The sequence below is a fragment of the Sorangium sp. So ce1014 genome (assembly GCF_051521505.1).
Classification (GTDB): domain Bacteria; phylum Myxococcota_A; class Polyangia; order Polyangiales; family Polyangiaceae; genus Sorangium.
Window position 1 is genome coordinate 2697674 of record NZ_CP150356.1, and the last position, 24331, is coordinate 2722004.

The following is a 24331-nucleotide window of genomic DNA, read 5'->3' on the forward strand; positions in this document are numbered from 1 at the left end:
GCGGGATCAGAGCGCCACGCGGTACGCGATGAGGACTCCGATGTTGAACATGTCGACGCGCTCGGAGAGCGAGGCGCGATCGCCGGTCGGCGAGACCTTGCGCTGCTCCGGGAGGAACCAGCTCGAGTAGCGGAGGTGGCTCCCGACGCTCCAGTTCTCGGCGAAGGCCCAGTCGCCGCCGATCGCGAGCCCCGCGGCGACCCCTTCGGTGCCGATCGTCGCCGCCCTCGGGCCGACGTAGGCCGTGTCCGAGTAGGGGTTGCGATCGGCCTCGACCGACCAGGAGTCGTTGACGACGACGCCGCCGAGCGTCGCGCCGACCCACCACTCCGACTTGAGCGTGCGGAGGGCGTAGTAGCGGAACACCCCATCGAGCATGAAGTAGCGGCGCGAGTGATCGCGCTCGAGGCTGCGCGCGCCGCGCGCGGCGTCGGTGCTCAGCGTCGCCGCCCAGAAGATGCCCGCGCCGAAGCCGATGTCGCCCCAGCGGAAGAGATTGTGGATGCCGAAGGAGATGCTCGTCTCGCCCTGCTCGCACGTGTCGGGGAACAGCGAGACGGGGCAGACGTCGGCGCCCGGGAGCGTCATCACGCCGCCGCTCACCTCCACCATGGTGTAGGGGCGATCGCGCTCGCGCGCGGCGGCGGCGCGGCGGGCGGCCCTGCTCTCGTCGGCGCGCCCCGGGGCCGCGAGCAGGAGCACGGCGAGCGCGGCGCCGCACGCTGCGCCCGCGGCGCCGCGCTTCGGTCGGGCGCTCTCACGGCGCGGCGGTGCCGCTCGGTCGCCCTCCCCAGCGCGGACGTGGGTGGGCGCTCGCGATCTCGGGTACCAACCGCCTGGATTCACCTTCATTGAATTATAGCCAAGGACCTGTGGACGAGGGGAGCGGCGACGTGGCGTCGGTGGGCAGCGGCGGCGGCGAGGGGGGCAAGACCGGCGCGGGCGTGTCGCTGGCCGGCGGCGAGGCGGCGCCTGTTGTGGCGGGCGCGGCTGAGCCCTTCGGCGCCGGCGGCGAGGCCGTCGCGCCCCGGGGACCCGGCGCCGGCGGCTGGCCCGGGGGCGCGCCGCGGCCCTCGGCCGGCGGGGGCCGGCGCGGCGGCGGCCTGCGGTCAGGGCCTGCGGTCGGGCGCCCGGCGCTCTGCGGGGCGATCTGGGGGGGCGGCTCTGGGGCGGCGGCCGGCGGGCGGTCCGTGAGCTCGGCGACGAGGTGCTGGGCCGTGGTGAGCTCCGGGTGCAGCTCGATCGCGAGCCTGGCCAGGCGGATGGCGCCGGCCCTGTCCCCGGCGTACTTCCGCCCGAGGGCGTCGGCGACGATGCGCTCGGACGACTCGCGCCGGAGCTCGACGAGCCGCGCGTCCCTGGGCCACCGCGCGAGCGCCTGCGAGACGATGTCCCTCACGTTCTCGCCGGGCGGGGTGTCCCACGCGTGCCTGCCCATGCAGTCGCGTGCGCGCTCGATGTGTCCTTCCAGGGAGTCGCTCGCAGCCGGCCCCCCGAAGGCGCCGAGGTGCCGCCCGCCGAGGAACGCGACGAACCCCACCGCGCCGGCGCACGCGAGGAGGGCGGTGGCGCGGGCGATCATCGCGCGGCGGGGGAGCGGCGGCGCCGCGGACGCGACGCCCTGCATGGTCGACGGGGCGGGCGCGGAGTCGCGCAGGGGGTCGATGCCGAGGCCGACCGGCGTCCGCGCGGGCTCGTCCGCCGCGCTGCTGAAGTCCGCCGCGCTGCCGAAGGAGGAGCGCGCGACGCCGCTCGATCGGGGCGACGAGGCGCGGTCCGCGTCGCTCACGGAGGAGCGCGCGACGCCGCTCGATCGGGGCGACGAGGCGCGGTCCGCGTCGCTCACGGAGGACCGATCCTCCTCGTGGCGAGGCGACGGAGGGTCTCCGTAGAGCGCTGCCGCGCTCCCCGGGAGGAGCGGATCGAGGTCGCCGACGTGGGCGCTCTCCAGCGTGGGCGCGGGGATGCCTCCGATCTGGGCGGCGAGGGCGGGGGAGAGGTCGAGCGACTTGGTGCGCGACTTCGAGGCCAGCTTCATGACCGCGCTGGCGCGCAGGAGCCCCGGCTGGGCGGCGATCTCGTCGGGGTCGAGGCCGCTCGCGCGCACGGCGAGGGCGAGGTCGCGGCCCAGGGCGCGCGCGTCGGGGGCGCGCTCCGAGGGCTTCTTGGCGAGGTTCTGCATCACGAGCTGCGCGATGGGCGCGGGCACGTAGCTCGAGCGCGCGATGCTGCGCAGATCCGCCGGCGGGGCGTGCGTGTGCTGGACGAGCAGCGCGACGGGGGAGTCGCCCTCGAACGGGGCGCGCCCGGCGAGGCACTGGTAGAGCATCGTCGCGATGGAGTAGACGTCCGCCGGCGGGCCGACCCGCTGCCCCTCGGCGCCTTCGGGCGAGATGTACTTGGCGGTGCCGAAGATGAGCCCGGCCTGGGTGGTCATCGCCTTGTCGGCCCAGTCGAGGCGGGCGATGCCGAAGTCGAGCACCTTCACGTAATCCGGGTCCTCGCCGCGGCGGACGAGCATGATGTTCTCGGGCTTGAGATCCCGGTGGACGATGCCCTGCGCGTGCGCCTCGCCGACCGCGTCGCAGACCTGGAGGAGGATGTGGAGCGCCCTCGGCAGCGGGAGCGCCTCGCTCTCGCCCGCGGTCCCGGCGGCGGCGAGCGCGGAGAGCAGCGAGAGGCCGTCGAGGTGCTCCATGACGAGGTAGAGCTCGCCGCCGATCCGGGCGTCGGTCGTGGCGGGGATGCTCCCGGTCATGAGCACCTGGACGACGTTCGGGTGGACGAGCCGGCTCGCGATCTTGGCCTCGCAGTGGAAGCGGCTCACGAGCTCGGCGTTGCTGCTGAGCTCGCGGTGGAGGACCTTCACGGCCACGTCGCGCTCGATCCCTGCCTGGAAGGCGCGGTAGACGCGGCCCATCGAGCCGATGCCGATGAGGTGGCGGATCTGGATCTGCCCGCCGAGCGTGAGGCTCACGTAGGGGTCGCGCTCGGCGGCGCTGAACGAGGCGCTCTTGCGCGAGCTCGCGAGCGGGGTGCCGTCGAGCGGGCAATAGAGCACGCCCGCGTCGTAGCGTTCTCCGCACGAGGGGCAGCTCTTCGCGGGGGACGGCTTCATCGACCGCGCTGATCCTAGCACCGCTCCCGCCATAAATTCTCGCACGGAGCCGCGTTTTGGCGCGTCGCGCCGCCCGGGGGCGCTCGGGCGTGGACCGACCGGCGCCTTGCGATTACGGTCGCGGCGTGAGCGGTTCCAAGGCGGGCGCAGCCAGGGCGCGCAGCGGCAAAGGGCGCGGCAACGCGGGCGCCACCCCTGCGCCCGCCGCCCGCCAGGGAGCCGCCTCGGCCCGCGACGCCGCCTCGCAGGCCGCCGACGCCGCCTCGCAGGCCCGCGAGGCGGCGGCCGACGCGGGGCCGCGGGAGGGCGAGTACGTCGTCACGCTTCCCTCGTTCGAGGGGCCGCTCGACCTGCTGCTGCACCTCATCCAGCAGCACGAGCTCGACATCCTCGACATCCCCGTGAGCTTCGTCACGGAAAAGTACCTCGAGTACCTGAAGGTCATGGGCTCGCTGTCGATCGACCTTTCGAGCGAGTATCTCGTGATGGCGGCGACGCTTGTGCACATCAAGTCGAAGATGCTGCTGCCGAGCGTGCCTGCGGGGCAGGACGACGACGGGATGCCGGGCGAGGAGGAGGATCCGCGGGCGGAGCTCGTCCGCCGGCTGCTGGAGTACCAGAAGTACAAGGTCGCCGCGTCCGAGCTGAGCGAGCGCGGCACGCTGGGGCGCGACGTGTTCACGCGTGGCATGAGCGAGAGCGAGGTGCCCCAGGGCCCGGCTCCATTCACGTCGACGCCGATCTTCAGCCTGCTGGACGCCTTCGAGCGGGTGCTGAAGCGGACGAACGTCCAGATCGATCACGAGGTCGTCTTCGATCGCATCAGCATCACGGATCGCATGGTGGAGCTCACGGAGAAGCTCTCGGCGCGGCGGTCGATGCGCTTCGAGGATCTGCTGCTCGACAGCGTGTCGAAGGGGGGAGTCATCCCGCGCTTCGAGCTGGTCATCACGTTCCTGGCCGTGCTCGAGATGTGCAAGCTGAGGCTCATCCGGGTCCACCAGACGGACCCGCTGGCGCCGATCCACATCCAGCTCTCGGCGGCAGACGGCGCGCCTGCGGTAGATTTCGAGATCGAGGACGGGGCGCCGGCGGTGGAGCGGATCGAGGCGGCCGGGGGGGAAGAGGCAGGAGCGCCGCCTGCTGCCGGCGAGGGCGGCGTGGCGGAGCCCGCGGAGGTGGAGGGCGGCGAGCCGGCATGGCCGGAGGGGGTCGAGCCGATCGAGCCGAGGAGCGGGGAACCGGCGGGAACGGAGCCGGCGGAGGCTGTGGAGGCACCGAGCGGCGAACCGGGGTGGCCGGAGGTGGCCGAGCCAGCCGAGGAGTCGAGCGGCGAACCGGCAGGGGCGGAGCTCGCCGGGCCGGCGGAGGAGGCGAGTCGTGCACACGACATCGCAGGGGGCGAGCCTGCGACGGAAGCAGAAGCCAGCCCCGCGCTGGAAGCAGAAGCCAGCCCCGCGCTGGAAGCAGAAGCCAGCCCCGCGCTGGAGCAGACGGAGCGCGATGCGCTCGCGGACCCGAGCGACCTGCCGGCCTCGGAGGACACCGCAGCGCCGCCGACCGAGGTAGATGAGGTGGACGCAGGGAGTGGCCGTGACGGTGGCTGATGCCGTGGCGAAGCGGCGGCGTGTGGCGAAGACGACAGGACAGAGCGCGCCGGCGCAGCTGAGGGCGGCGGCGCACGCGTGGCTCGGCGGAACGAAGCGGTCGCGGGGCGCGAAAAGGGAGCCGCGGGCGCCGAAGACGGCCGGCCAGGGCGCGTCGGCGAGAGGCGGCGCGCAGGGCACGCCGGCGGGGCTGAGGGCGGCGGCGCACGCATGGCTCGGCGGAACGAAGCGGCCGAGGGGCGCGAAAAAGGAGCCGCGGGCGCCGAAGACGGCCGGGCAGGGCGCGCCGGCGCGGCTGAGGGCGGCGGCGCACGCGTGGCTCGGCGGAACGAAGCGGCCGAGGGGCGCGAAAAAGGAGCCGCGGGCGCCGAAGACGGCCGGGCAGGGCGCGCCGGGGAGAGCGGGCGCGCAGGGCACGCCGGCACGGCTGAGGGCGGCGGCGCACGCGTGGCTCGGCGGAACGAAGCGGCCGAGGGGCGCGAAAAAGGAGCCGCGAGCGCCGAGGGGGGTGCGACAGGATCCGGCCGCTCGCCTCCGCGCCGGCGCCTGGGCCCAGCTCGGCCATCCGGCGCGCCGCACCGATGTTCCTGCCCGGAGCGTGACCTCGGCGCCTGCGCCCGGTCTCTCTGCGGTCGCGCGCAAGCACCTGAAGGGAGTGCTGGAGGCGCTCATCTTCGTGGCGGAGCGACCGGTGCCGGCCCGCGAGCTCGCGCGCTCGGCGAACGCAGAGCACCGCGTCGTGCGCGAGCTGCTGGCCGAGCTCGTCGCGGAGTACGACGGGCGGGGGTTCCGCCTGGACGAGATCGCCGGAGGGTACGTCTTCCGGACGAGCCCTGCATTTGCGCCCTTCGTTCGCGAGGTGACCGATCAGAAGCCGGTCAAGATGTCTCGCGCCCAGACCGAGGCGCTCGCGATCGTGGCTTACCGGCAGCCGATCACGCGGCCCGAGATCGATGAGATCCGCGGCGTCGATTCCGGTGCGGCGCTCAAGTCGCTCCTGGAGCGTGAGCTCGTGAGGATCCTCGGCAAGAAGGACGAGCCCGGTCGCCCGATGCTGTACGGCACGACGGCGCAGTTCCTCGAGTTCTTCGGCCTCAAGGCGCTCGGCGAGCTGCCGACGCTACGCGAGTTCACCGAGCTGACGGACGAGTCGCGCCGCACCTACGAGCGCGAGCTCGGGGAGGAGCCGCCGGAGGTGGCGGTGGCGACAGCGGGACAGGAGAGCTTCGCCGGCGCGGAGGGATCGATCCGGACGACCGTCACCAGCGCGGGGGAGGAGCTACCGGAGGACGTCGGCGTGTCGCCTACTGCGCCGCGGGAGGGAGATGTCGCGATGGAAGCGATGGAAAACGACGTGCGTGAGGAGCGCTCGGTCGCTGGGGCGGATGCCGGGGCTGGCGAGAAGGACGCTGTCCGGCACGACAACGATGTCGAGGAGGATGCGTCGCGCGACGAAGAGGGCGACGACGACGAGGGCGACGACGACGAGGGCGACGACGAAGAGGGCGACGACGAGGACGACGACGAGGACGAGGACGACGACGAGGACGAGGACGAGGACGAGGACGAGGACGAGGACGAGGACGAGGACGAGGACGCCGAAGACAAGGACGAAGAGGGCGAGGACGCCGAAGACAAGGACGAAGAGGGCGAGGACGCCGAAGACAAGGACGAAGAGGGCGAGGACGCCGAGGACGACGACGAGGACGAAGAGGACGACGACGAAGACGACGACGACGAGGACGACGAGGACGACTGAATCGTCATCTCTTGCTGGTCCTCAGGCGCATCGGCCCGTCGCTCACGACGGTGGAGCGTCCGTCGGGTCCGGATAGGCTTCGGCCAGCTTTATCGCGGCGCTCCTCAGCTCGGGGTGGGAGAGGAGCTTGCGGAAGAGCCGCCAGAGCTCGGGGTCGGAGAGCAGCTGGAGCGGCGAGGCGGGCGCCTGCTTCCTCTTCTTGCGGGGGATCGCCTCCGGACCTTTGCTCCGCAGCTCCTCCATCCTCCCGACGAAGCGCTTCGTTGGAAAGAGGTCGCCGTGCTCCCAGGCGAGCACCGTCTCCTGCTCGATGCCCAGCGCTCCGGCGAGCTCGCGGGCCGTGCAGCCAAGCTCCTGCCGGAGCTTCTTGATGTCCTCGGGGGCCATGCGAGGCGAGGGTAGCGGCCTCGAAAAAAAAAGCGATGCCGAGCAACCGGCGGCGAGCTCCCGCCGAACTCCGCGTCATGACCCAGCACCCCCCGACGCGCCCCTCGTGCACTCCCCGCGCTCTCCGCGCCCTGCCCCTCGCGCTCGCGCCGCTTGTGGCCTCGCCCCTGTCCTGCGCGCCGGAGCTCGCGGCTCCCCCTCGCTTCCATGAGGAAGCGGAACCCGAGACCGCCGACCCCGCAGACGCAGCCACCGAGCTCCAGATCGAGCCCGAAGCGCCGCTGCATGCAGCGCCTCCGGTGCTGCGGCTGCGGGTGCGCCTCCCGGGCGCCTCTCTCGAGGGAGTCGATCCCGCGCGTGCTCTGGTCCTCCGCGGCAAGATCGGCGCGGCGCACCTCCGGCAGATAGAGCAAGGCGAGCTGTCAAAGGCGCTCTCGGAGCGCGTCGTCCCGTCGATCGCCTGGCTGAACGGGACGCCCCCGGGTGAGCTCTCGCTGACCGTCGCCCCGCTCGCCCCGCTCGCGCCCGGCGAGACCTACGCCGTCGCGAGCGGCAGCCCCGTCTTCTCGCACACCATCGAGATCGCCACGGAAGGCTCACCGCCGGTGCTGTCGCGGCTCTGGCCGCCGCCCGGCGTCGGGGCGAGCCTTGGCCTCGGCGTGTGGTGCGGCGATACGCCCCTCCCGGAGACGGTCGCCGCGGTGACCCTCGAGCCGAGCGGGACGGCGGGCGAGCTGCGCCGCGGCGCCGTCGACGAGATCGGCGCGCGCTGCCTGCGCTTCGAGGGGGAGCCGCTCCCCACGGCGCCAGGCGAAGCAGACGAGCTGCGTCTCGTGGGGCCGCCCGTCGCATTCCCGGGCGAGCCGGCGGCCGTGAGCCTCGACCCCCGTCCGTTTGCGCTGGAATCGGAGCCCCTCCCCGCCGTGGCGGCGGCGTGCGCGCTGGACGAAGTGCCTCTGGGGCCGGGTTGCGCTCAGATCGCCGATGATCGAATCCGCGTCCGTTCGCCGGACGTGCCGCTGCTCTGGGCGATCGCGGGCGAGGGGCTGGACGAAGTCCTCGCCCTGGCGCCGGGCGAGCCGTTCGTCCTCGCCCGCTTGCCGCCCCTCACGCCCGTGGAGCTCGCCATTGCCACCGTCGATAACGCCGGGCGCGTGGAGCGACGGGCGTTCTCAGCCATGACGCTCGCGCCCATGCCCCACGTGATCATCAACGAGGTGCTGGCAAATCCCGTCGGGCCGGAGCCGGGACAGGAGTGGGTCGAGCTCTACAATGACGGTGGGGTCCCAGCTGAGCTTACAGGGTATGTCCTTGCCGATGTGGGCGGAGTAACCGAATTGCCCTCTATTTCGCTGGAGCCCGGCGCGTACGCGCTGGTCGTCAACGAGGGATTCGTCTCCGATGATGAGCTCGATCCTCCGGCTCCTCCCGACACGCTCCTGCTCCGTGTGCCAAGACTTGGTAGCCATGGGCTGTCCAACTCGGGAGAACCGCTCAAATTGATGGATGGAGGAGGTGCAGTCTTGTCCAGGTCGCCCGCCACGCCCGAGCCGAAAGCGGGGATGAGCCTGGCTCGCGTCGGGCCCCGCGCTCCCGACGGTTCGGCTGGCTCTTTCATGACCAGCTGGCCGACACCCGGTCGCGTGAACATAATGAACCAGGAGATCCCCTGAAGGATGGGGAGTTTGCCTCCGTACAGGGCGATCTCTCCGAGGGGCCGAGAAAATTCGAGCAAAGCGGGTGACGGACCCGTCTATGAGAGCTAGGTTTCAATCGAGTAGACAGACGGGTGGGGGGGGCCGCCACCTGAGGAGACGCTGCCGCGCTGTGAACGCGAGCTGTGCGGCAGGTGCCTTTCGCGTGGAGTTCGGCGATGGCTGGTGTTCGTGAAAAGCTGTTAACGGCATCGGACCTCGCAGCCTTGTGCGAGGTCGACTTGAAGACAATCCATAACTGGGTAGATCGAGGGAGGATTGCCCATTTTCGTACGCCAGGGAGACACTTGCGCTTCAAGGCGGCAGATGTGGCTGAGTTCCTCCGTGCCTGGGGCTATTCGGTGCCCCGGGAGCTCGCCAAGGCGAGCTCCAAGTCGATGATGGCCATCGGGACCAAGGACACGATGGCCCACGTGGCGCGATCCCTGGGGGAAGGCGTGCCCATCCGGCACGCGAGCCACCCGTACGACGCGCTGATCTTCGCGGGGGCGGACCCCGCGGACGTGTACATCGTCGACGTTCGGGCGGTGTCCAGCGACGTGGACGTCACCTCTCTCTTCGAGGCGCTCCACCGAGCGAACTCCCAGGGGACGTTCGTCGCCTTGTCGGACGAGCCGATCAACCTGCCCTCGTTCGTGGGCAGGATCGGCCGCAACGACGCGCAGCAGCTGAAGGCGTTCCTGATGCCCGAAGCGGCCGCGCAGCCTGGAGCGCCGCTCCAGGCGGCCGCCGGCGGGGCCTCGGAAGAGCCGCCGCGGAGCCTGGCCGCAGGCGGGTCCTCGCGCTGAGCGAGGGCCCCGGCCGTCCTACGCCAGCAGGAGAGGCTCGGCGAGGACGGCCGCGGCGGCGGACAGGTGACCCGCCAAAGGACGGACGCAGCACTGCAGAGCGACCCGCTGAGGACAGAATCCCCCCTCCCGCAGCACAACCCGGGGCCGGTTGAGGGGTCGCTCGCAACCCTGCTGTCGAGTCCGCTCCTGCGCTTTCTGGATGAGCTGGAAACGAAGAGATCGATGAGCGCGGCTCCTCGAACGGAAGCGGCTCAGCTTCCGGCGATGGTCATGGCCGAGACCCGGAAGGTCGGAGAGGACGTTGCCGTCCGGAGATCCAGGTCGCTTCCGACGGCGTCGATCCGCTGCAAGAGCTCGTCGAGGTTCAGCGAGATCGTGACCTCGCTAACTGGGTAAGATATTTCACCATTTTCGATCCAGAAGCCGGAGGCGCCCCGGGAGAAGTCGCCGGTCACGGCGTTGAAGCCGAAGCCCATCATCTCGGTGACGTACAGCCCGCGCGGCGTGGAGCGCACGATCTCGTCCGCCGGCGTGGAGGTGGGCTGCAGGATGAAGTTCGAGGTGGAGGGGCCCACGCCGCCGCCGCCGCCACGCGAGGCGCTGCCGGTCGAGGTGCGCTTGAGCTTCCGGGCGCTGTAGCTGTCGCAGAGATAGGTCTTCAGGATGCCTTGCTCGACCACGACGTTGCGCCTGGCCAGGAGGCCCTCGCCGTCGAACGGACGCGAGCCGGGCGCGCGCGGGATCAGGGGATCGTCGACGACCGTGATGAGATCGCTGGCGACGCGCGTCCCCTCGCGGCCGGCGAGGTAGCTCGACTTGCGCCAGACCGAGCTGCCCATGATGCAGCTGCCGAGCAGCCCGAGCATCGAGCGGGCGACGTCCGGGTCGAAGACGACGGGCGCCTCGCAGGTCGCCACCTTGCGGGCGCCGAGCTTGCGCAGCGTCCGGCGGGCTGCCTCGCGGCCGACGGCGTCCGGGGCGTCCAGGTCCGCGAGGTGGCGCCGGCCGGTGAAGTAGAAGCCGCGGCGCTTCTTGTCGCCGCTGTCGTCGGCGATCGGAGAGACGACGAGCTGCGCGTACGAGCCGGCGATGCCGCCGCGGAACCCGCCGGACAGGACGAGGGCGTAGGCGCCCGCGCTCCGCGAGAACGTCGCGCCCTCGCTGTTCGTGATGCGGGGGTCGGCGTCGCGCGCGGCCTGCTCGCCCCGGCGCGCGATGTCGATGGCCTGCGCGGCCGTGACGTCTCCGCCCGAGGGATCATAGAGATCGAGCGCGGGGAAGTTCCCCTTGGCGATGAGCTCCGGATCGGCGGGGCCGGCGAACTCGTCCTCCTGCGAGATGTCGGCGAGCTCCAGCGCGTCCGCGACGAACCGATCGAGGCCGCGGGGCGTGAGGTCGGAGGTCGAGGTCAGCGCGACGCGCTGCTTCTTGATGATCCGCATGCCGAGGCCCTTGTGGACGGCCTCCTCGACGAGCTCGGGCTCGCCGAGGCGCACCTTGGTGGTGAGCTCGGAGCCGGAGCGGGCGATCGCCTCCGCGACGTCGGCGCCGCCTTTCCTGGCGCGGGTCACCACCTGCTCGGCCAGCTCCGTCAGTTCTGCGATCTGCTGATCCATGCGGGCTCGTTCGGACATGGGGCGACAGGGTGGTGGAGCGCGGTGGCTCCGTCAACGCGGTGACGCGGCCGGTCGCTTCACCGCGGTGGCTCCGTCGACGCGGTGACGCGGCCGGCCGCGCCCGCGGGATGCGTCTCAGCCCGGCCGGTTGGAGCGGCCGCCCTTGCCGAGGCCGAGCCGGCGCTGCGGGCGCGTCGAGGCAGGCCGGGGCGGATCGACCGTGGGCGCCGGCTCGCTCCGGACGGCGCGGGGGCTCGGGCCGAGGGCGGGCCCGGCCTTCTGCCCGCCGCCCGGCGGCTCGCGCCGGAGGAGGGCGCTCACGGTGACCGCGAATCCGGCGGCGAGCATGGTGTGCATCCAGAGGAGCGCGTAGCCGAGCGGACCGCCGGCGACCGGGTGGACGCCGAAGTCGCCCTCGACCTGCCGGTAGGTGCCGTCGATCCCGAGGCGCCGGGACAGGGCGACAACGGCGATCAGGGCGATCGCGAGCGGCGCGCCGGCGAAGATGGCCAGCGCACGGACCGATCGTTGCGCGGTCGGCCTGCCGCCGGCGCTCGCGGCGAAGCGCTGCGCGGCGGCGAACCCGGCGGGCACCGAGACGACGTCGAGGAGGAGCAGCACGAGGTCGACGGCGGACGGGATCCGGCGGGTGTCGACGAGGTACGCGAAGCTCCAGTCGGGCGCGAAGACGAGGAAGTAGGCGCAGACCGGGGCGAAGACGAGGACGGCGAACAGGAAGACGAGGGCGAGCGGCCGATCGCGCGGGCCGGGCGCGAGCCGAGCCTCCGCCGCGCGCAGCGCGCCTGGGCGGTGAGGGGCTGCAGCGCTGAACCAGGCGAGCAGCGCGCCGAGAGCAAAGCCGACAAGGGGAGCGACGAAGGCGGGCACGCGGCGCGGAAAATAGTCCTGTCGCCCCCTCTTGCGCAAAGAGACTGGAAGATTTTAGTGAGGCCCGCATCCGGAGGAGCACGCGCGCGCCGAGCTTCCGGAGGCGTACAGGCGCTCGCCCGGCCAGCCAGGGGGGACGGGCGGACGGGGCGGAACGTTTGCCCTGGCCGCGCCGCCGCGCTAAGCGGCTGCGCACATGGAGCCGCGCCTCGTCCGGGAAATGCTTGAGCGCGTTCGAACCGGCGAGCTCGCCGTCGAGGAGGCGCTGGAGGCGCTCCGAGGCCTGCCTTTCCGGGACCTGGGCGTCGCGACCGTCGATCACCACCGCGCGCTCCGGCAGGGCGTGCCCGAGGTGATCTTCGGCGAAGGGAAGACGCCGGAGCAGATCGTTCTGATCGCCCAGGAGATCGCGGGGGTCGGGCAGAACGTGCTGGTGACCCGGGTCGACGCCGCGAAGGGCGCGGCGGTGGCGTCGCTCTTGCCGGCGTTTCGCTATGTTCCCCTGGCGCGGACCGGCAGCATCGAGGTCGCGCCCACGCCGAAGCGCGCCGCCGGGCCGGTCGCGGTCGTGACCGCGGGCACGAGCGATCTCCCGGTCGCCGAGGAGGCCATCGAGACGCTGCGCGCCGTGGGGCTCGAAGCGAAACGGCTGTACGACGTCGGGGTCGCGGGGCTGCATCGCTTCCTCCATCGCCTCGAGGAGCTGCGCAAGGCGTCCGCCGTGATCGTGGTCGCGGGCATGGAGGGCGCGCTGCCGAGCGTGGTCGGCGGGCTCGTGGCCGCCCCGGTCGTCGCGGTCCCGACCTCGGTCGGCTACGGCGCGGCGCTGGGCGGCTTCACCGCGCTCTTCTCCATGCTCACGTCGTGCGCCTCCGGCGTCGCCGTGGTCAACATCGACAGCGGCTTCGGCGCGGCGATGGTGGTGCATCGCATGTTGCCGAAGGAGTGAGCGCGGAACGAGCGCGACCGCGGGATCGCCGCGGAGCGCAGGCGCCCGGCGAACGGAGCAGGCGAGATATGGGACACGGGCACGATCACGGGCACGACCACGCGCACGGGCACGATCACGCGCACGACGCTGCGCACGACCACGCGCACGCCCACGACCCTGCGCACGAGCATGATCACGCGCACGGACACGGCCATGCGCACGAGCACGAGCACGATCCTGCGCACGAGCACGGGCATGATCACCCGCGCACGCCGCTCCTCGAGGAAGGCGCGGGCGCCGGCAAGATCCTGTTCTTTGACGCGTTCAGCGGGATCGCGGGCGACATGACCATCGCCGCGCTGCTCGATCTCGGGGTGCCGCTCCTCGTCATCGAGCGCGCCGTCGCGGCGCTGCCCATCGAGGGATTCCACCTGCACCGTGGGCATGCCCACCGGAGCGGCATCGTGGCGACCTCGTTCGACGTGCACGTCGAGACGCCGCAGCCGGAGCGCACCTACGGTTCCATCGACGCCATGCTCGCCGCAGCGCCGCTCGATCCCCCCGTCGCCGCGCTGGCGCGCCGGATCTTCCGGCGCCTCGGTGAGGCGGAGGCCGCCGTGCACCGGATCCGCCTGGAAGACGTGCACTTCCATGAGGTCGGCGCCGTCGATGCGATCGTCGACATCGTGGGCGCCGCCGCGGCCATCGCGCACATCGGGGCGGAGGTCGTCGGATCGCCGCTGCCCATGGGGCGCGGGTTCGTCAAGGCGCGACACGGGATCCTCCCGCTGCCTCCGCCTGCCGCGGTCGCTTGCCTCCGCGGCGTCCCGACCTACGGCGTGGAGCTCGACGCCGAGCTGGTCACGCCCACCGGTGCGGCCATCATCGCCGCGCTGGCGACCCGGTTCGAGCGCTGGCCGACGTTCGCGCCCGACCGGATCGGCTTCGGCGCCGGCCAGCGAGAGCTGCCGGACCGCCCCAATCTGCTGCGGGTCGTCCTGGGAACGCGCTCTGGCGGGGAAGAGAGCCTCGGCAGCGCATCGCACGTGATCATCGAGGCGAACGTCGACGACCTCACGGGCGAGGTGGCAGGGCACGCGATCGAGGCGCTGTTCGTGGCAGGCGCGCTCGACGCGTGGGCGGCGCCGATCACGATGAAGAAAGGACGGCCCGCGCTGACGATCGCGGCGCTCGCCGCCGCCCCCCAGGCCGATGCGGTCGCGACGGCGCTGCTCCGCGAGACGACAAGCATCGGGCTCCGGAAGATCCCGGTCGCCCGCACGGAACGGCCGCGGCGGATCACGACCGTGAAGACCGCGTACGGCGCCATCCGGGTGAAGATCAGCGAGGGGCCGTTCGGCCCGCCGCAGATCAAGCCGGAGTTCGACGACTGCGCCGCGGCGGCGAGGACGCACGGCGTGCCGGTGCGCGAGGTCCTCTCGGCGGCGCTCGCGGCCGCCAAGGGGTGACGCCGCCGGCCGCCGAGCGGCGACGCCGCGGCCAGGCGGCAGACGCCGCGGCCAGGCGGCAGACGCCGCCGGCCGCCGAGCGGTGACGCCCCGCTGCAGCGCCGCGCGCTTGCCTCCGTGACGCGCCGCGCTCGCCGGGCTGGGCGCGCGCAGGAGCGCTCAGTCCGGGCGCTCGATCGGCAACGCCTCGGCTTCCCACAAGAGGAAGCCGCCCTCGAGGAACGCGACGGGGACGCCCTCCTGGGCGAGCTTCGTGGCCACATCCTTCGACTTGTCGCCGGAGCGACAGTAGAGAACCGGCGCGCCGGCCAGCATGTGGAGCTCGGCGAGCCGGCCCTCGATCTCGTCCATCGGGATGTGCACGGCGCCGGGGATGTGGGCGCGGCCGTACGCGGGGCCCTCGCGCGTGTCGACGGCGACCACCTGACCCTCGCGGATCAGCTGCGCCAGCTCGACCGCCCGGATGGCGCCCTCGGCGCGCGGGAGGAACGGATCGAGGAGCTCACGGAGCTGCTTGCGGTTGAGGACGCCCTGCTCGGCGGCCACCGGGCGGCCCCGGTGGAAGACCATGAACGTCGGGACGGACTGGATGCGCAGCGTGGTGGCGATGCGCTTCGACCGGTCGATGTCGACCTTGACCACCTTGGCCTTGCCTTCGAGCTCGCGCGCGATGGCGTCGACCTCCGGCGCGACCGTTTTGCACGGTCCGCACCAGGTGGCGGTGAAATCGATGAGCACGGGCAACTCGCTGCGGAGCACCTCGCGCTCGAACTCCTGCTCGCTGATCTCGGGAACAGCCATGGCGGGCGAATTCATAGCGGGCCTTCCCATCGAGATCGAGTGGCGCGAGGCCCTCGCCGCCGAGATCGCAGAGATGAGGCCGATTTCGGCGAAATCTCGGCGCTACCTCGGCGCCATCTCGGCGCAGGGCGCCCCCGGACGGCGGCGCCGCGGCCGCGGGCGCTCCGTCCAGCTGCCCGCGCCCTCAGCGCGGCATCCGCGCGCGCACGGTGCGCGCGTCGACGGCGTCGCGCAGCGCGTCGGCGATGAGGTAGGAGCCGCCGACCGTCGCCAGGAGCAGCAGCCCGGGGAAGACGAGCAGCCGGATCTCGCTCGGGTGCCGCGCCGCCTGGCCCAGCGTCTCCCCCCACGACGCCACGCGGGTGGGCGCGCCCATCCCGAGGAACGAGATCGCCGCCTCGAGCAGGACCACGGACGCCACGCCGAGCACCGAGCTCACGATCGTGGGGCCGAGCGCGTTCGGGAGGATGTGGCGGTAGAAGACGCGCAGCCGGGTGCTGCCGAGCGCGCGCGCGGCCATCACGTACTCCTCGCTCGACGCCCGCAGCACCTCGGCGCGCACGAGGCGCGCGATCTCCGCCCAGCGGACGAAGGCGACCGCGAGCACCAGCGACAGCGCGGAGGGCTCGCGCTCGATGGCGCGCACGATCGCCACGACGAGGATCGCCGGGAAGGTGTCGACCGTCTCGACGAGGCGGACGAGGCCGTCGTTCCAGGCGCCGCGCAGCGTGCCGGCGAGCCCGCCGAGCACGACGCCGAGGAACATGCCCACGAGCACCGCGCTGAGCGACAGGCCGAGCGCGGTGCGCGCGCCGTAGATGAGCCGCGCGGCGAGATCGCGGCTCTCGAAGTCCGTGCCGAGCGGGTGGTCGAGCGAGGGCGACGCGTTCGGGCCGGCGTCGGTGCGCTGCTCCGGGCCGTAACGGATGGGCGGCCAGATCGCGACGCCCACCTCGAAGCGCACCCGGAGCTCGGCCTCGGTGAGCGACTCGAGCTCCGCGGCCTCGGTGACCGCGGGCAGGATCTCGGTGCCGTCCGATCCGAACCGGGCGATCGGCGCAGGGGCGGCGAGGAGCTCGGCGAAGATAGCGAGCAGCGCGAGCACGCCGAGCAGGACGGTGCCCGCGGCGACCCGCTTGCTGCCGACCATCCGGCGGAGGAACGCCGCGGCGTGCGTCACGCCCCGCTCCTCCGCGAGAGCACCGCCGGGCCGAGCCGCGGATCGACGAGCACGTAGGCGAGATCGGTCGCGATCACGCCGAGCGCGGCGATGCCGGCAGCGCCGATGGAGATGGCCATGAGCCAGCTCACGTCGCGCGCCTGCACGGCGAGCAGGGTGAGCTCGCCGAGCCCGTGGAGCTCGAAGACGCGCTCCACGACGAAGGCGCCGCCGAGCGCCATCGGCGGCTCCAGCACGGCGAGCGTCACGACCGGGAGCACGGCGTTGCGCAGGCCGTGGACGGTGATGGCGCGCGCGGTGCCGGCGCCGCGCGCCCGCGCGGCCCGGATGAAGTCCTGCGTGAGGACGGCGACGAGCGCGGCGCGCTGCTGCCGCGTCGGCGCGGCGATGAGCGAGAGCGCGATGAGGCACGTCGGCAGGAGCAGCGACCGCGCGCCGCCCGAGAGCAGCGCGGCGGCCACGGCCACGACGGCGGTCGGGAGGACGGCGAGGGTGAGCACGGCGGCCGCGAGGGCGGAGTCGCTCCGCCGGCCGCGCGAGGCCGCGCTCAGCGCGCCGAGCGGGACGGCCACGGCGTAGGCAAGGGCGATCGCCCCGAACACGAGCGTGAGCGTGACCGGCGCGCGGCGCGCGAGCTCGTCGAGCACCGGCTCGCCGGTCGCCGCGACGCCGAGGCGGTGGGTGACCGCGCCGAGCGCCCACTTGCCGTACCGGGTCTCGAGCACCGTCGCCGCGAGCCGCGCCGGGCCGGAGAACACCTCGAAGTCGCTGCGGTACACGTTCCAGAAGGACCTCCACCGCGTGACGCACGCGCGGGCCTCCGCGAGGTCGTCGCCCGGGGCGATGCGGTCGTCGATCTCCGCGATGTGGGCCGCGACCTCGACGAGGGCGCGCGCCTGATCGAGCGTCGCCGCGTCGCGCGGCGGCTGGAGCGCGGCGATCACCGGCTGCAGGGCGAACGTGTCGAGCTCGAGCAGCTCGGAGGCGCGCGACGCGGAGCCGTAGCGGACCAGGCGCCGCACCGCGCTGCGGACCGACGCGCTCCGGAACTCGATGCCCCGGTCGTCCCAGAAGCGCGTCCAGAAGGCGACGGCGTGCGCCGGGTCGGCGGCCTCTTCGGCGCGCGGCAAGCCCATCCGCGCCGCGACCGGCGCGAGCGCGAGGGCGACGCGGGTGCGCGGCTCGGGCGCGAGCGCGTCGAGCGGCAGGATGTGCGGCAGCGCGGCGCCGCCGAGGCGCCGCAGCTCTTCGGCCGCGGCGGCCGCGCCGTCGCCGCCGGCCGCGATGGCCTGCGCGGCCGCGAGGGCGCGCAGGCGCACGTCACGCGGCTCCAGGTTGATGAAGCGCGGGAGATCGAGGAAGCGCTCCCGGCGGAGCCGCGCGAGCTCCGCGCCGGAGAGCGAGCTGGCGAGGAGCGGATCGTCCGTGGGATCCGGGACGAAGGAGAGCACGAAGAAGGTCAGCAGCGAGACGCCCACGAGGGTGGGGAGCGTCCAGAGGAGCCGGCGGAGCGCGTGGCGGAGCATGTCTCTCGCGCGGGGGTCAGCGCAGGATGGCGTCGAGCAGGTCGATGCGCATCCCGAACTTGTAGGGGGAGGCCTTGACCACCTCCGTCTTCTGGCCCGAGATCGTCTCGTCGTTGCCCTCCAGGTACCCGCCGGCGTTGATGCCGATGACCTTGCCCTGGCCGTTGAAGATGGGGCTCCCGCTCATGCCGCTCGTGCTGCGGGCGTCGTGCTGGATCAGCCAGGCGTCGGCCGCGGCCACGGGCCGCCCGTTCGCGCCGGTGATCCGGCCGATGTTGGCGGCCAGGAAGGTGGCGACGGGGTTCGCGGCGTCCGTGAGGCGCTCGGGGAAGCCGATCAGGTACACGTCGTCGCCCGCGCCGGCCGCGGCGAGCTCCTCCCGGGCGGCGAGCTCCAGGACGGCGGCGGCGCGCCCGGCGATGGACACGATACCGATGTCCGGGGTGAGCTGGTCCGCGATCTCGCGGTGCAGGGGGTGTGGCCGCATGCTGGTCACGGCGAAGCTTACCTGGCCCCGGCCCTCGTTCTCGAGCGCCACGATCGCGCCGCCGCGGCGCTTGGCCGCGGAGATGCAGTGCGCGTTCGTCACGAGGACGGAGGGCCGCACCGCGAACGCCGTGCAGAACCCCTCGCGCCCCGAGGCGAGCATGAAGATCCCCTTTCTGACGCGGTCGTGGAGGTTGCGCCCGAAGTTCGCGTTCGAGGGGTGAAGCGTGCCGAGGCGCCGCTCGATCTCCTTGCGCCGCGGGTCCTCCGGCGGGAGGCGCGCGAGCTCGGCGCGGAGCTGGCTGATCTCGTCGTGGGAGGAGCGGTTATAGACGATGAGCCCGGCGAGGCTCGCGAGCGCGACCACGAGGAGGAGGGCGAGGACGTACGTCGTGCGGCGCTGGCCGGCGGTCGCGGCGCGCACCTCCTTGTGGAGCATGGCGTTGATCTCGACGGTGCCGCGGGGCTTCGCGCGCCCCGTGGCGGCCGAGACGGCCGAGGAGATCATCATGGCGATCGTCCGCTCGCCGACCCGCCGGACGCCGGCCGGCGGCGCGGCGGCGACGTTCCCGGAGTGGGCCGCGGTGGGCGCGGGGTAAGCAGCGGCGGGCGCGGGATAGCCCGCAGCGGGCGCGGGATAGCCGGTGGGCGCGGAGTACGCGGCGGGCGCGGGATAGCCGGCGGGCGCGGGATAGCCGGCAGGCGCGGGGTACGCGGCGGGCGCAGGGTAGGGCGGCGGCGCGTGTGCATGCGGCGATCCCGGCGCGTGTCGCTCGACGAGCTCGAGCCGCACCCGCGGGCCCTTCGTGCCGAAGGTGAGCTCATCGCCCGAGGCGATCGGGTGCCGCTTGATCCGTTGCCCGCCAGCGTAGGTCCCGTTGCGGCTGTCGAGGTCGTAGAGCACCCAGCCCGCAGCCTCGAGGCGCGCCTCGGCGTGGTGGCTGCTCGCGTCGCGATCGTGGTTCGGGTCGAACACGACGTCGTTGTCCGGCGCGCGACCGAAGCGCACGACGCGCCTGTCATGGAGCTCCACGGACCCGGCGTTGCGCCCGAACGTGTGCACGACGCGCAGCATCACGGCGCGGGGACCCCCTTCAGCAGATCGATGCGCATCCCGATCCGGAACGGCGAGCTCTGCGTCACCGTCGTCTTGCGCCCGTCGATCGTCACGTCGTTCTCGTCGTCGATGTGCGCCGCGTGGATGCCGATCACGTGCCCGTACTGGTTGAAGATGGGGCTCCCGCTGTTGCCCCCGCGCGTGACCGCATCGTGCTGGATGAGGACGGCGCGGTCCGGCGTCGTCGCCTCCTCGTCGATGCCGGTCACCCGCCCGATGCGGCCCTCCAGGAACGTCGCCGAGGGGCTCAGCGGGTCCATCAGGCGACCGGGGAAGCCGAGGACGTAAGCGTCGTCGCCCGGCCCGATGGCCCGCAGCTCGGCGTCGTTCGCGAGCTTCACCGTGTGCGACGCCCTGCCGTCGATGCGGAGCAGGGCGACGTCCGGCGAGCCGGCCCCCGCCTGCCCGGGCTTGTACGCAGGGTGGGCCGACATCGCGACGATGCGGAGGCGGGTCTTCCCCATCGAGTCGTTCTGCGTGGCGATCGAGGTGCCGCCGCGCGCGCGGCAGTCGCGGACGCAGTGCGCGTTCGTGGCGAGCAGATCGGGCGCGATGGCGAAGGCCGAGCAGCAACCGCCGATGCGGTTGTCCACCTTGTAGCCCATCACGTAGAGCGCCAGCCGGTTCTGCTCGAAGATCGCGCGGCCCGAGAGCACCTGCTCCGGGATCGCGCCCGACGGCCGCGCCGCGGGCGCGACCCCGAGCCCGACCTCGCGCGCGAGCGCGTCGGCCGCCCGGCGCGACCGGTACGCGACCACGCCCGCCACCCCCACGGCGACGAGCGCCGCGGCGACGCCGAGCCCGAGGAGCACGTTGTGGCGCGCCACCCGGCGCTGCGCCTCGCCCGCCTTGGCGCGCACGAGCGCGAGCGCCTTCTCCTCGCGCTGCATCGCCTGCACGACGGCATCCTTGATGATGCGCTGCGCGGTCTCCACGTCGACGCGGCCGTCCGCGTCCGATCGTCGCGGGGCGGACCCTTCCTGGGGGGCGGCCGGAGTCTGCCGGCCACGCTTGTCGTTGCTGCGCAGCATCGCGGTGGGGGGCGCGCGCACGTGCGCTGCGCGCGCCCTAACGGAGCAGGTAGTAGCCGGCGATGGTAACGCACGCGACGGCGCTCACGATCATCAAGATCACGAGCCACTGCGGCGCGCCGTCGGTCGGGATCATGATCGGCTCGTCGCCCTGGACGGGCGCGCGGGCCTTGCGCTCCTCCAGCGCTTCGTCCGGGGGAAGCGCCGCGATGACGGGGTCGTAGTCGTCGCCGTCGTCGCCCAGATCGCCGTCTGCGCCGGTCAGCCACGACTTCGGTGAGGGGGGGCGCTGCGAGATCTTCTTCTCATCGAGCTCTTTCACCTTGCGCGCCGGCTCGGACGCGACGGCGTTCTGGGCCAGGAGGTGATCGGGCAGCGAGTACTTCTGGTAACGGAGCTCCTCGATGTCCACGAGGTCCGCCTCGGCGAGCCCGTCGCCGTCGAACTTCGCGACGACCACCGTGATGTTGTCGTGGCCGCCGGCCTGGTTGGCCCGATCCGTCAGCACCTTGCAGGCCTCGATCGGATCGTCGACGGTCCGCAGCACCTCGCGGATCTCCTCGTTCCGCACCATGCCCGAGAGCCCGTCGGAGCAGAGCATCAGCGTGTCGCCCCGCTTGAGCTCGACGAAGGTGAGGTCGACCTGCACCGAGTCCGCCGTGCCGAGCGCCTGGAGGATGATGTTGTTGTGCTCGAAGGTCTCGGCCTCCTCCTCCGTGAGCTGGCCGGCCTCGATGAGCTGGTTCACGAGCGACTGATCGCGCGTCACCTGCACGAGCCGATCGCCGCGCAGGACGTACGCGCGGCTGTCGCCGACCTGGCCGAGGAACAGGTGATCGTCCATGAGCGCGGCGATGGTCGAGGTGGTCCCCATCCCCCGCCGGGTCCGATCGAGCTTCGCCTCGCTGAAGATCCTGAGGCCCGCGGCCTCGATCGACTGCACGAGCCGCGCGGCGAGCTCGTCGTGATCCTGCGGGGGGCCGCCGGCGCTCATCCGCTGGTAGATGATGTCGACCGCGAGCTGGCTCGCGACCTCGCCGGCCGCGGCGCCTCCCATGCCGTCGCACACGCCGAGCAGCGCGCCGCGCTCGCCGACCACCTGGTAGCGGTCCATCTCCATCAGGCCGCGGCTCGCCTTGGTGAGATCCGCGACGATGAAGTTGTCCTCGTTGTGCTCGCGGACCTGACCCACGTCGGTCCGGCCGAACAGCCGCAGCACGACCTCGGGTCGATGCGGCTCGGCCGGCGTTGCTGCCTCGCTGTCCATGTCGTCGGGGCGCTGCGCGCCCTCGGCCGGCTCGCCGCTCGCCGCCGCCTCGCCCGCAAGGGGGCGCCCGGTCGAGCCGTCGCCGACGGCGGCCTCCACGGCGGGGGTCTCGTCGAGCGCGCCGTCGTTGCGCGACGCGGCGATCGCCGGGGCCGCGCGGGCGGCCTGCGCCTGAACGGCGGCCGGCGGCGCGTCGGGGGTGGCCGCGTCCGCGAGGTCGTCCGACCTCGTCGCGCTTCCATCCGCGTCGTCGTCGCGCAGCCCGCCGGCGGTGAGCCGCACCCGCGGCGGTGGAGGGAGCTTCCTCCCGACCTTGTCGGGGCTCGGGGCGCTGGGCGCTTTCATGGGTTTCACGGCGATGCCAGCCTTCTGCTCGCGCGCGGCGTTCACGGCCGAGCGCATCTTGGGCGGCGTGGGTGGCTTCCAGTTCACGGGCTTGCCTGCTTCCAGAGACCCCGCCTTGCCGGACTCGAGCGACGCGGCGCCGTGCGGGGAGTCACCAAGGGCCTTGCCCGCGTTGCTGCTCGAGTCGGTCCCTACCGACGCCGCGCTCGGAAGCCCCTCGACTTCCAGCGCCTCGGTCGGCGTTTCGCGGACGGTCTGGTCGCTCATCGGGAGAGATCCACGCGGAACAGGTGCTGCCCGATGCGCACGAAATCGCGATCCAGGAGGCTGACGTCCTCGCGTATGGCGACGTACGTCCCGTTCGACGACTCCAGGTCGGTGAGCGCGTACTCCCCCGTGGCCGGGTTCCTCCGGATGGCGGCGTGGCGTCGCGAGAGGAACGGGTCGGCCGTGAACACGATGTCTCCCGTCTCCCGTCCGATCACCGTCTCATCCCGGTAGAGGTGGTACACGTCCCGCGTCACGCCCTCCACCGTCCGCTGGCAAAGTCTCGCCCGCCGGTGGATGGCGGGCGAGCCAAACAGCAACGTTCCATGCTGGATGGCATGGCCGAGGCCTCGCTCCCCGTCGTTCACGGTCTGAAACTGTAACACCTCGAGGCCCAGGAGGAGCAAGTCGCCATCTCGAAGGGGGTGCGTCTTCCGGATGCGCAGGTAGATGCGGTTGACGCTGCCGAGGTCACGGAGAACCCAGGACCCGCTCTGCGGAATGAGCCGGGCGTGCCGCGGCGAGACGTACAGGTCGTCCTCGAGGACGATATCCCCCTCGCTGCGGCCGATGTCGATCTGCGGGCCGGTGAGGGAAAAACTTTTTCCCTCGGTCCCGTCTTCGACGATCACGATGAGCTTGCCCTCGGGCGCCCGGGTAGGCCGCGTGTCGGCCGGGACCCACGCCGGCGGGCGCACCGAATAGGACGCCCGCAGCGGAGCGAGCGGCGCCTGGGAGGGCGGCGGCGTGCTGCCCGTCTCGATCGGGCTCGGCCCGGCGGCGTCGCCCTGCGGCGGCCGAGGCGGGTCGCGCCCGACCTCGGGGACGGGCGCAGGCTGCGGGCGGTCGGCGGCGGCCCGGGACGGGCGGTCGGAGACCGGCCGATCGCCGTCGAGCGGCGCCCCGCAGTACTTGCAGAACCGCGTGCCCGAAAGGCACTGGCCGTGGCAGCGCGCACACGCGATCGGCGGGGCCGGCGTCTGGCGCGACGACGCGATGTCGAGCACCGGCGAGCCGACGATCTTGTCGGGGGTGCTCCCGCTGGCCGCGGGAAGGGGCAGCCGCGGGGGCGGCAGGGCGACGGGGGGCAGCGGAGGAGGCACCGCTCGGCCCGGCGGCGAGGCGCCGGGGCCCTGCCGCTGCGTGTCCCCGCCGCCGGGGCGCTCGTCGCGCGGCCCGGGCGGCGGCGCGGCCTCGGGCGGCGGCGCGGCCTCGGGCGGCGGCGCGTGCCGGAGCGCGGCGTCCTGGACCCCCCGCGCCGTCGTCCCTGTCTCCTCGAGTGGCGGGTGCGCCACGTACGGCGCGGCAGGGGAGAGCGCGGCGTCCGGCTCGCCGCCCCTCGCCCTCCTCGACGCGACGCTCGCCGGCTGCGGTGCGCCCGCCAGCGCGGCGCCGTCCTTCCGGTGAAGCGGCGCGCCGCACGTCACGCAGAAGCGGTAGCCCGGCGGGTTGTCGACGCCGCAGCTCGGGCAGGAGAGCCCCAGCAGCGCATCGGTGATCGAGGGCGTCGCGAACGCCGCGGGCGGCACCGGCGCGTCGCCCCGGTCCGTGATCCTCGGCCCTTGCAGCGCCGGCGCCATCTGGATGGCGCTGTCCAGCGCGCCCGCGGCCGGCGTCGCGGCGCCCTCGCGCGCCGGACGGGCGGTGATCTCCGCGCGGCCGTGCATCGCCGGCATCGCGGGCTCCGTCCTCGCCGAGCCGATCGGGCTGAACGAGAACACCGGCGCCTCCGGGCGAAGGCGCCCCGGGACGCCGCGAGCGCCCGGCGCCCGGGCGCTCGCGCGGGCGTCGTTCGCCGGCGGCGCGTCGCCCTGCGCGGGCGCCGACACGGCCGGGAGCGACACCTGCGGCAGGCCGCTCGGCGGCGTCGGCGGGGCGACGCGCGCCTCGCGCACCTTGAGCCGTCGGCCGCAATCCTGACAGAACGTCAGATCGCCCGCGTTGTCGCGACCGCACACATCGCAGATCACGCTGCCGAGGGGACCGCGGAGCGACGGTCGAGTCAAGTAGGCGGTGCGTTCTCTCGATCG

At 73.1% G+C, this 24331-nt stretch carries 18 protein-coding genes; 6 read left to right on the plus strand and 12 right to left on the minus strand.

Annotation, left to right across the window (positions count from 1 at the left end):
• Nucleotides 1–6: 6 nt before the first annotated feature.
• Both WME75_RS10385 and WME75_RS10390 read right to left on the minus strand, forming a co-directional pair.
• Entirely contained in the window at nt 7–702 is a 696-nt protein-coding gene (locus tag WME75_RS10385) for a hypothetical protein (protein ID WP_437489256.1), read from the minus strand.
• 154 nt (nt 703–856) lie between these two features.
• Nucleotides 857–3118, minus strand: coding sequence for a protein kinase domain-containing protein (locus tag WME75_RS10390; RefSeq protein WP_437489258.1), 2262 nt, complete (start codon nt 3116–3118; stop codon nt 857–859).
• A 125-nt stretch (nt 3119–3243) separates the two neighbouring features.
• Here WME75_RS10390 and WME75_RS10395 point away from each other — a divergent pair, with 125 nt between their 5' ends.
• Together WME75_RS10395 and scpB are read left to right on the plus strand one after the other, a co-directional pair.
• Nucleotides 3244–4725: a segregation/condensation protein A gene (locus WME75_RS10395; protein WP_437489261.1), complete on the plus strand. Its 1482-nt coding sequence runs from the start codon at nt 3244–3246 to the stop codon at nt 4723–4725.
• Nucleotides 4712–6484: an SMC-Scp complex subunit ScpB gene (gene scpB, locus WME75_RS10400; protein WP_437489264.1), complete on the plus strand. Its 1773-nt coding sequence runs from the start codon at nt 4712–4714 to the stop codon at nt 6482–6484. Before WME75_RS10395 ends, scpB begins: the two co-directional genes overlap by 14 nt.
• Nucleotides 6485–6526: 42 nt before the next feature.
• On the opposite strand, the gene WME75_RS10405 is transcribed toward scpB, so the two are convergent.
• The gene (locus WME75_RS10405) at nt 6527–6871 is read right to left on the minus strand and encodes a helix-turn-helix domain-containing protein (protein ID WP_437489267.1); all 345 of its coding nucleotides are present in this window, start codon (nt 6869–6871) and stop codon (nt 6527–6529) included.
• 77 nt (nt 6872–6948) lie between these two features.
• On the opposite strand from WME75_RS10405, the gene WME75_RS10410 reads away from it, so the two are divergent.
• Together WME75_RS10410 and WME75_RS10415 are read left to right on the plus strand one after the other, a co-directional pair.
• Entirely contained in the window at nt 6949–8544 is a 1596-nt protein-coding gene (locus tag WME75_RS10410) for a lamin tail domain-containing protein (protein WP_437489270.1), read from the plus strand.
• 200 nt (nt 8545–8744) lie between these two features.
• Entirely contained in the window at nt 8745–9374 is a 630-nt protein-coding gene (locus WME75_RS10415; RefSeq protein ID WP_437489272.1) for a helix-turn-helix domain-containing protein, read from the plus strand.
• A gap of 254 nt (nt 9375–9628) precedes the next feature.
• Here WME75_RS10415 and WME75_RS10420 read toward each other — a convergent pair whose 3' ends face one another.
• Together WME75_RS10420 and WME75_RS10425 are read right to left on the minus strand one after the other, a co-directional pair.
• Nucleotides 9629–10993, minus strand: a complete 1365-nt coding sequence (locus WME75_RS10420; protein ID WP_437489275.1) for a TldD/PmbA family protein — start codon at nt 10991–10993, stop codon at nt 9629–9631.
• 135 nt (nt 10994–11128) lie between these two features.
• Complete coding sequence (locus WME75_RS10425; protein ID WP_437489278.1) at nt 11129–11881, minus strand: hypothetical protein; 753 nt, start codon at nt 11879–11881, stop codon at nt 11129–11131.
• Between the two features lie 196 nt (nt 11882–12077).
• Here WME75_RS10425 and larB point away from each other — a divergent pair, with 196 nt between their 5' ends.
• Together larB and larC are read left to right on the plus strand one after the other, a co-directional pair.
• A complete protein-coding gene (gene larB, locus WME75_RS10430; protein ID WP_437489281.1) occupies nt 12078–12830 on the plus strand; it encodes a nickel pincer cofactor biosynthesis protein LarB in 753 nt (250 codons plus the stop codon).
• 68 nt (nt 12831–12898) lie between these two features.
• Nucleotides 12899–14281 (plus strand): nickel pincer cofactor biosynthesis protein LarC, encoded by a 1383-nt coding sequence (larC, locus tag WME75_RS10435; protein ID WP_437489284.1) that lies wholly within the window; start codon nt 12899–12901, stop codon nt 14279–14281.
• Between the two features lie 159 nt (nt 14282–14440).
• On the opposite strand, the gene trxA is transcribed toward larC, so the two are convergent.
• The 7 genes from trxA to WME75_RS10470 all read right to left on the minus strand — a co-directional run bounded on the left by trxA (nt 14441) and on the right by WME75_RS10470 (nt 24271).
• Nucleotides 14441–15082, minus strand: a complete 642-nt coding sequence (gene trxA, locus WME75_RS10440) for a thioredoxin (protein ID WP_437489287.1) — start codon at nt 15080–15082, stop codon at nt 14441–14443.
• A 184-nt stretch (nt 15083–15266) separates the two neighbouring features.
• Nucleotides 15267–16262 (minus strand): ABC transporter permease, encoded by a 996-nt coding sequence (locus tag WME75_RS10445; protein ID WP_437489290.1) that lies wholly within the window; start codon nt 16260–16262, stop codon nt 15267–15269.
• Complete coding sequence (locus WME75_RS10450) at nt 16259–17788, minus strand: ABC transporter permease (protein ID WP_437489292.1); 1530 nt, start codon at nt 17786–17788, stop codon at nt 16259–16261. The genes WME75_RS10445 and WME75_RS10450 overlap by 4 nt, the downstream gene beginning before the upstream one ends.
• A gap of 16 nt (nt 17789–17804) precedes the next feature.
• Complete coding sequence (locus tag WME75_RS10455) at nt 17805–19349, minus strand: trypsin-like peptidase domain-containing protein (protein ID WP_437494785.1); 1545 nt, start codon at nt 19347–19349, stop codon at nt 17805–17807.
• Nucleotides 19349–20443 carry a S1 family peptidase gene (locus tag WME75_RS10460; protein WP_437489295.1) on the minus strand — a complete coding sequence of 365 codons (1095 nt, stop codon included), beginning with the start codon at nt 20441–20443 and terminating at the stop codon, nt 19349–19351. Before WME75_RS10460 ends, WME75_RS10455 begins: the two co-directional genes overlap by 1 nt.
• A 16-nt stretch (nt 20444–20459) precedes the next feature.
• Nucleotides 20460–22301 carry a Stp1/IreP family PP2C-type Ser/Thr phosphatase gene (locus WME75_RS10465; RefSeq protein ID WP_437489298.1) on the minus strand — a complete coding sequence of 614 codons (1842 nt, stop codon included), beginning with the start codon at nt 22299–22301 and terminating at the stop codon, nt 20460–20462.
• Nucleotides 22298–24271 (minus strand): FHA domain-containing protein, encoded by a 1974-nt coding sequence (locus WME75_RS10470; protein ID WP_437489301.1) that lies wholly within the window; start codon nt 24269–24271, stop codon nt 22298–22300. The genes WME75_RS10465 and WME75_RS10470 overlap by 4 nt, the downstream gene beginning before the upstream one ends.
• Between the last annotated feature and the right edge of the window lie 60 nt (nt 24272–24331).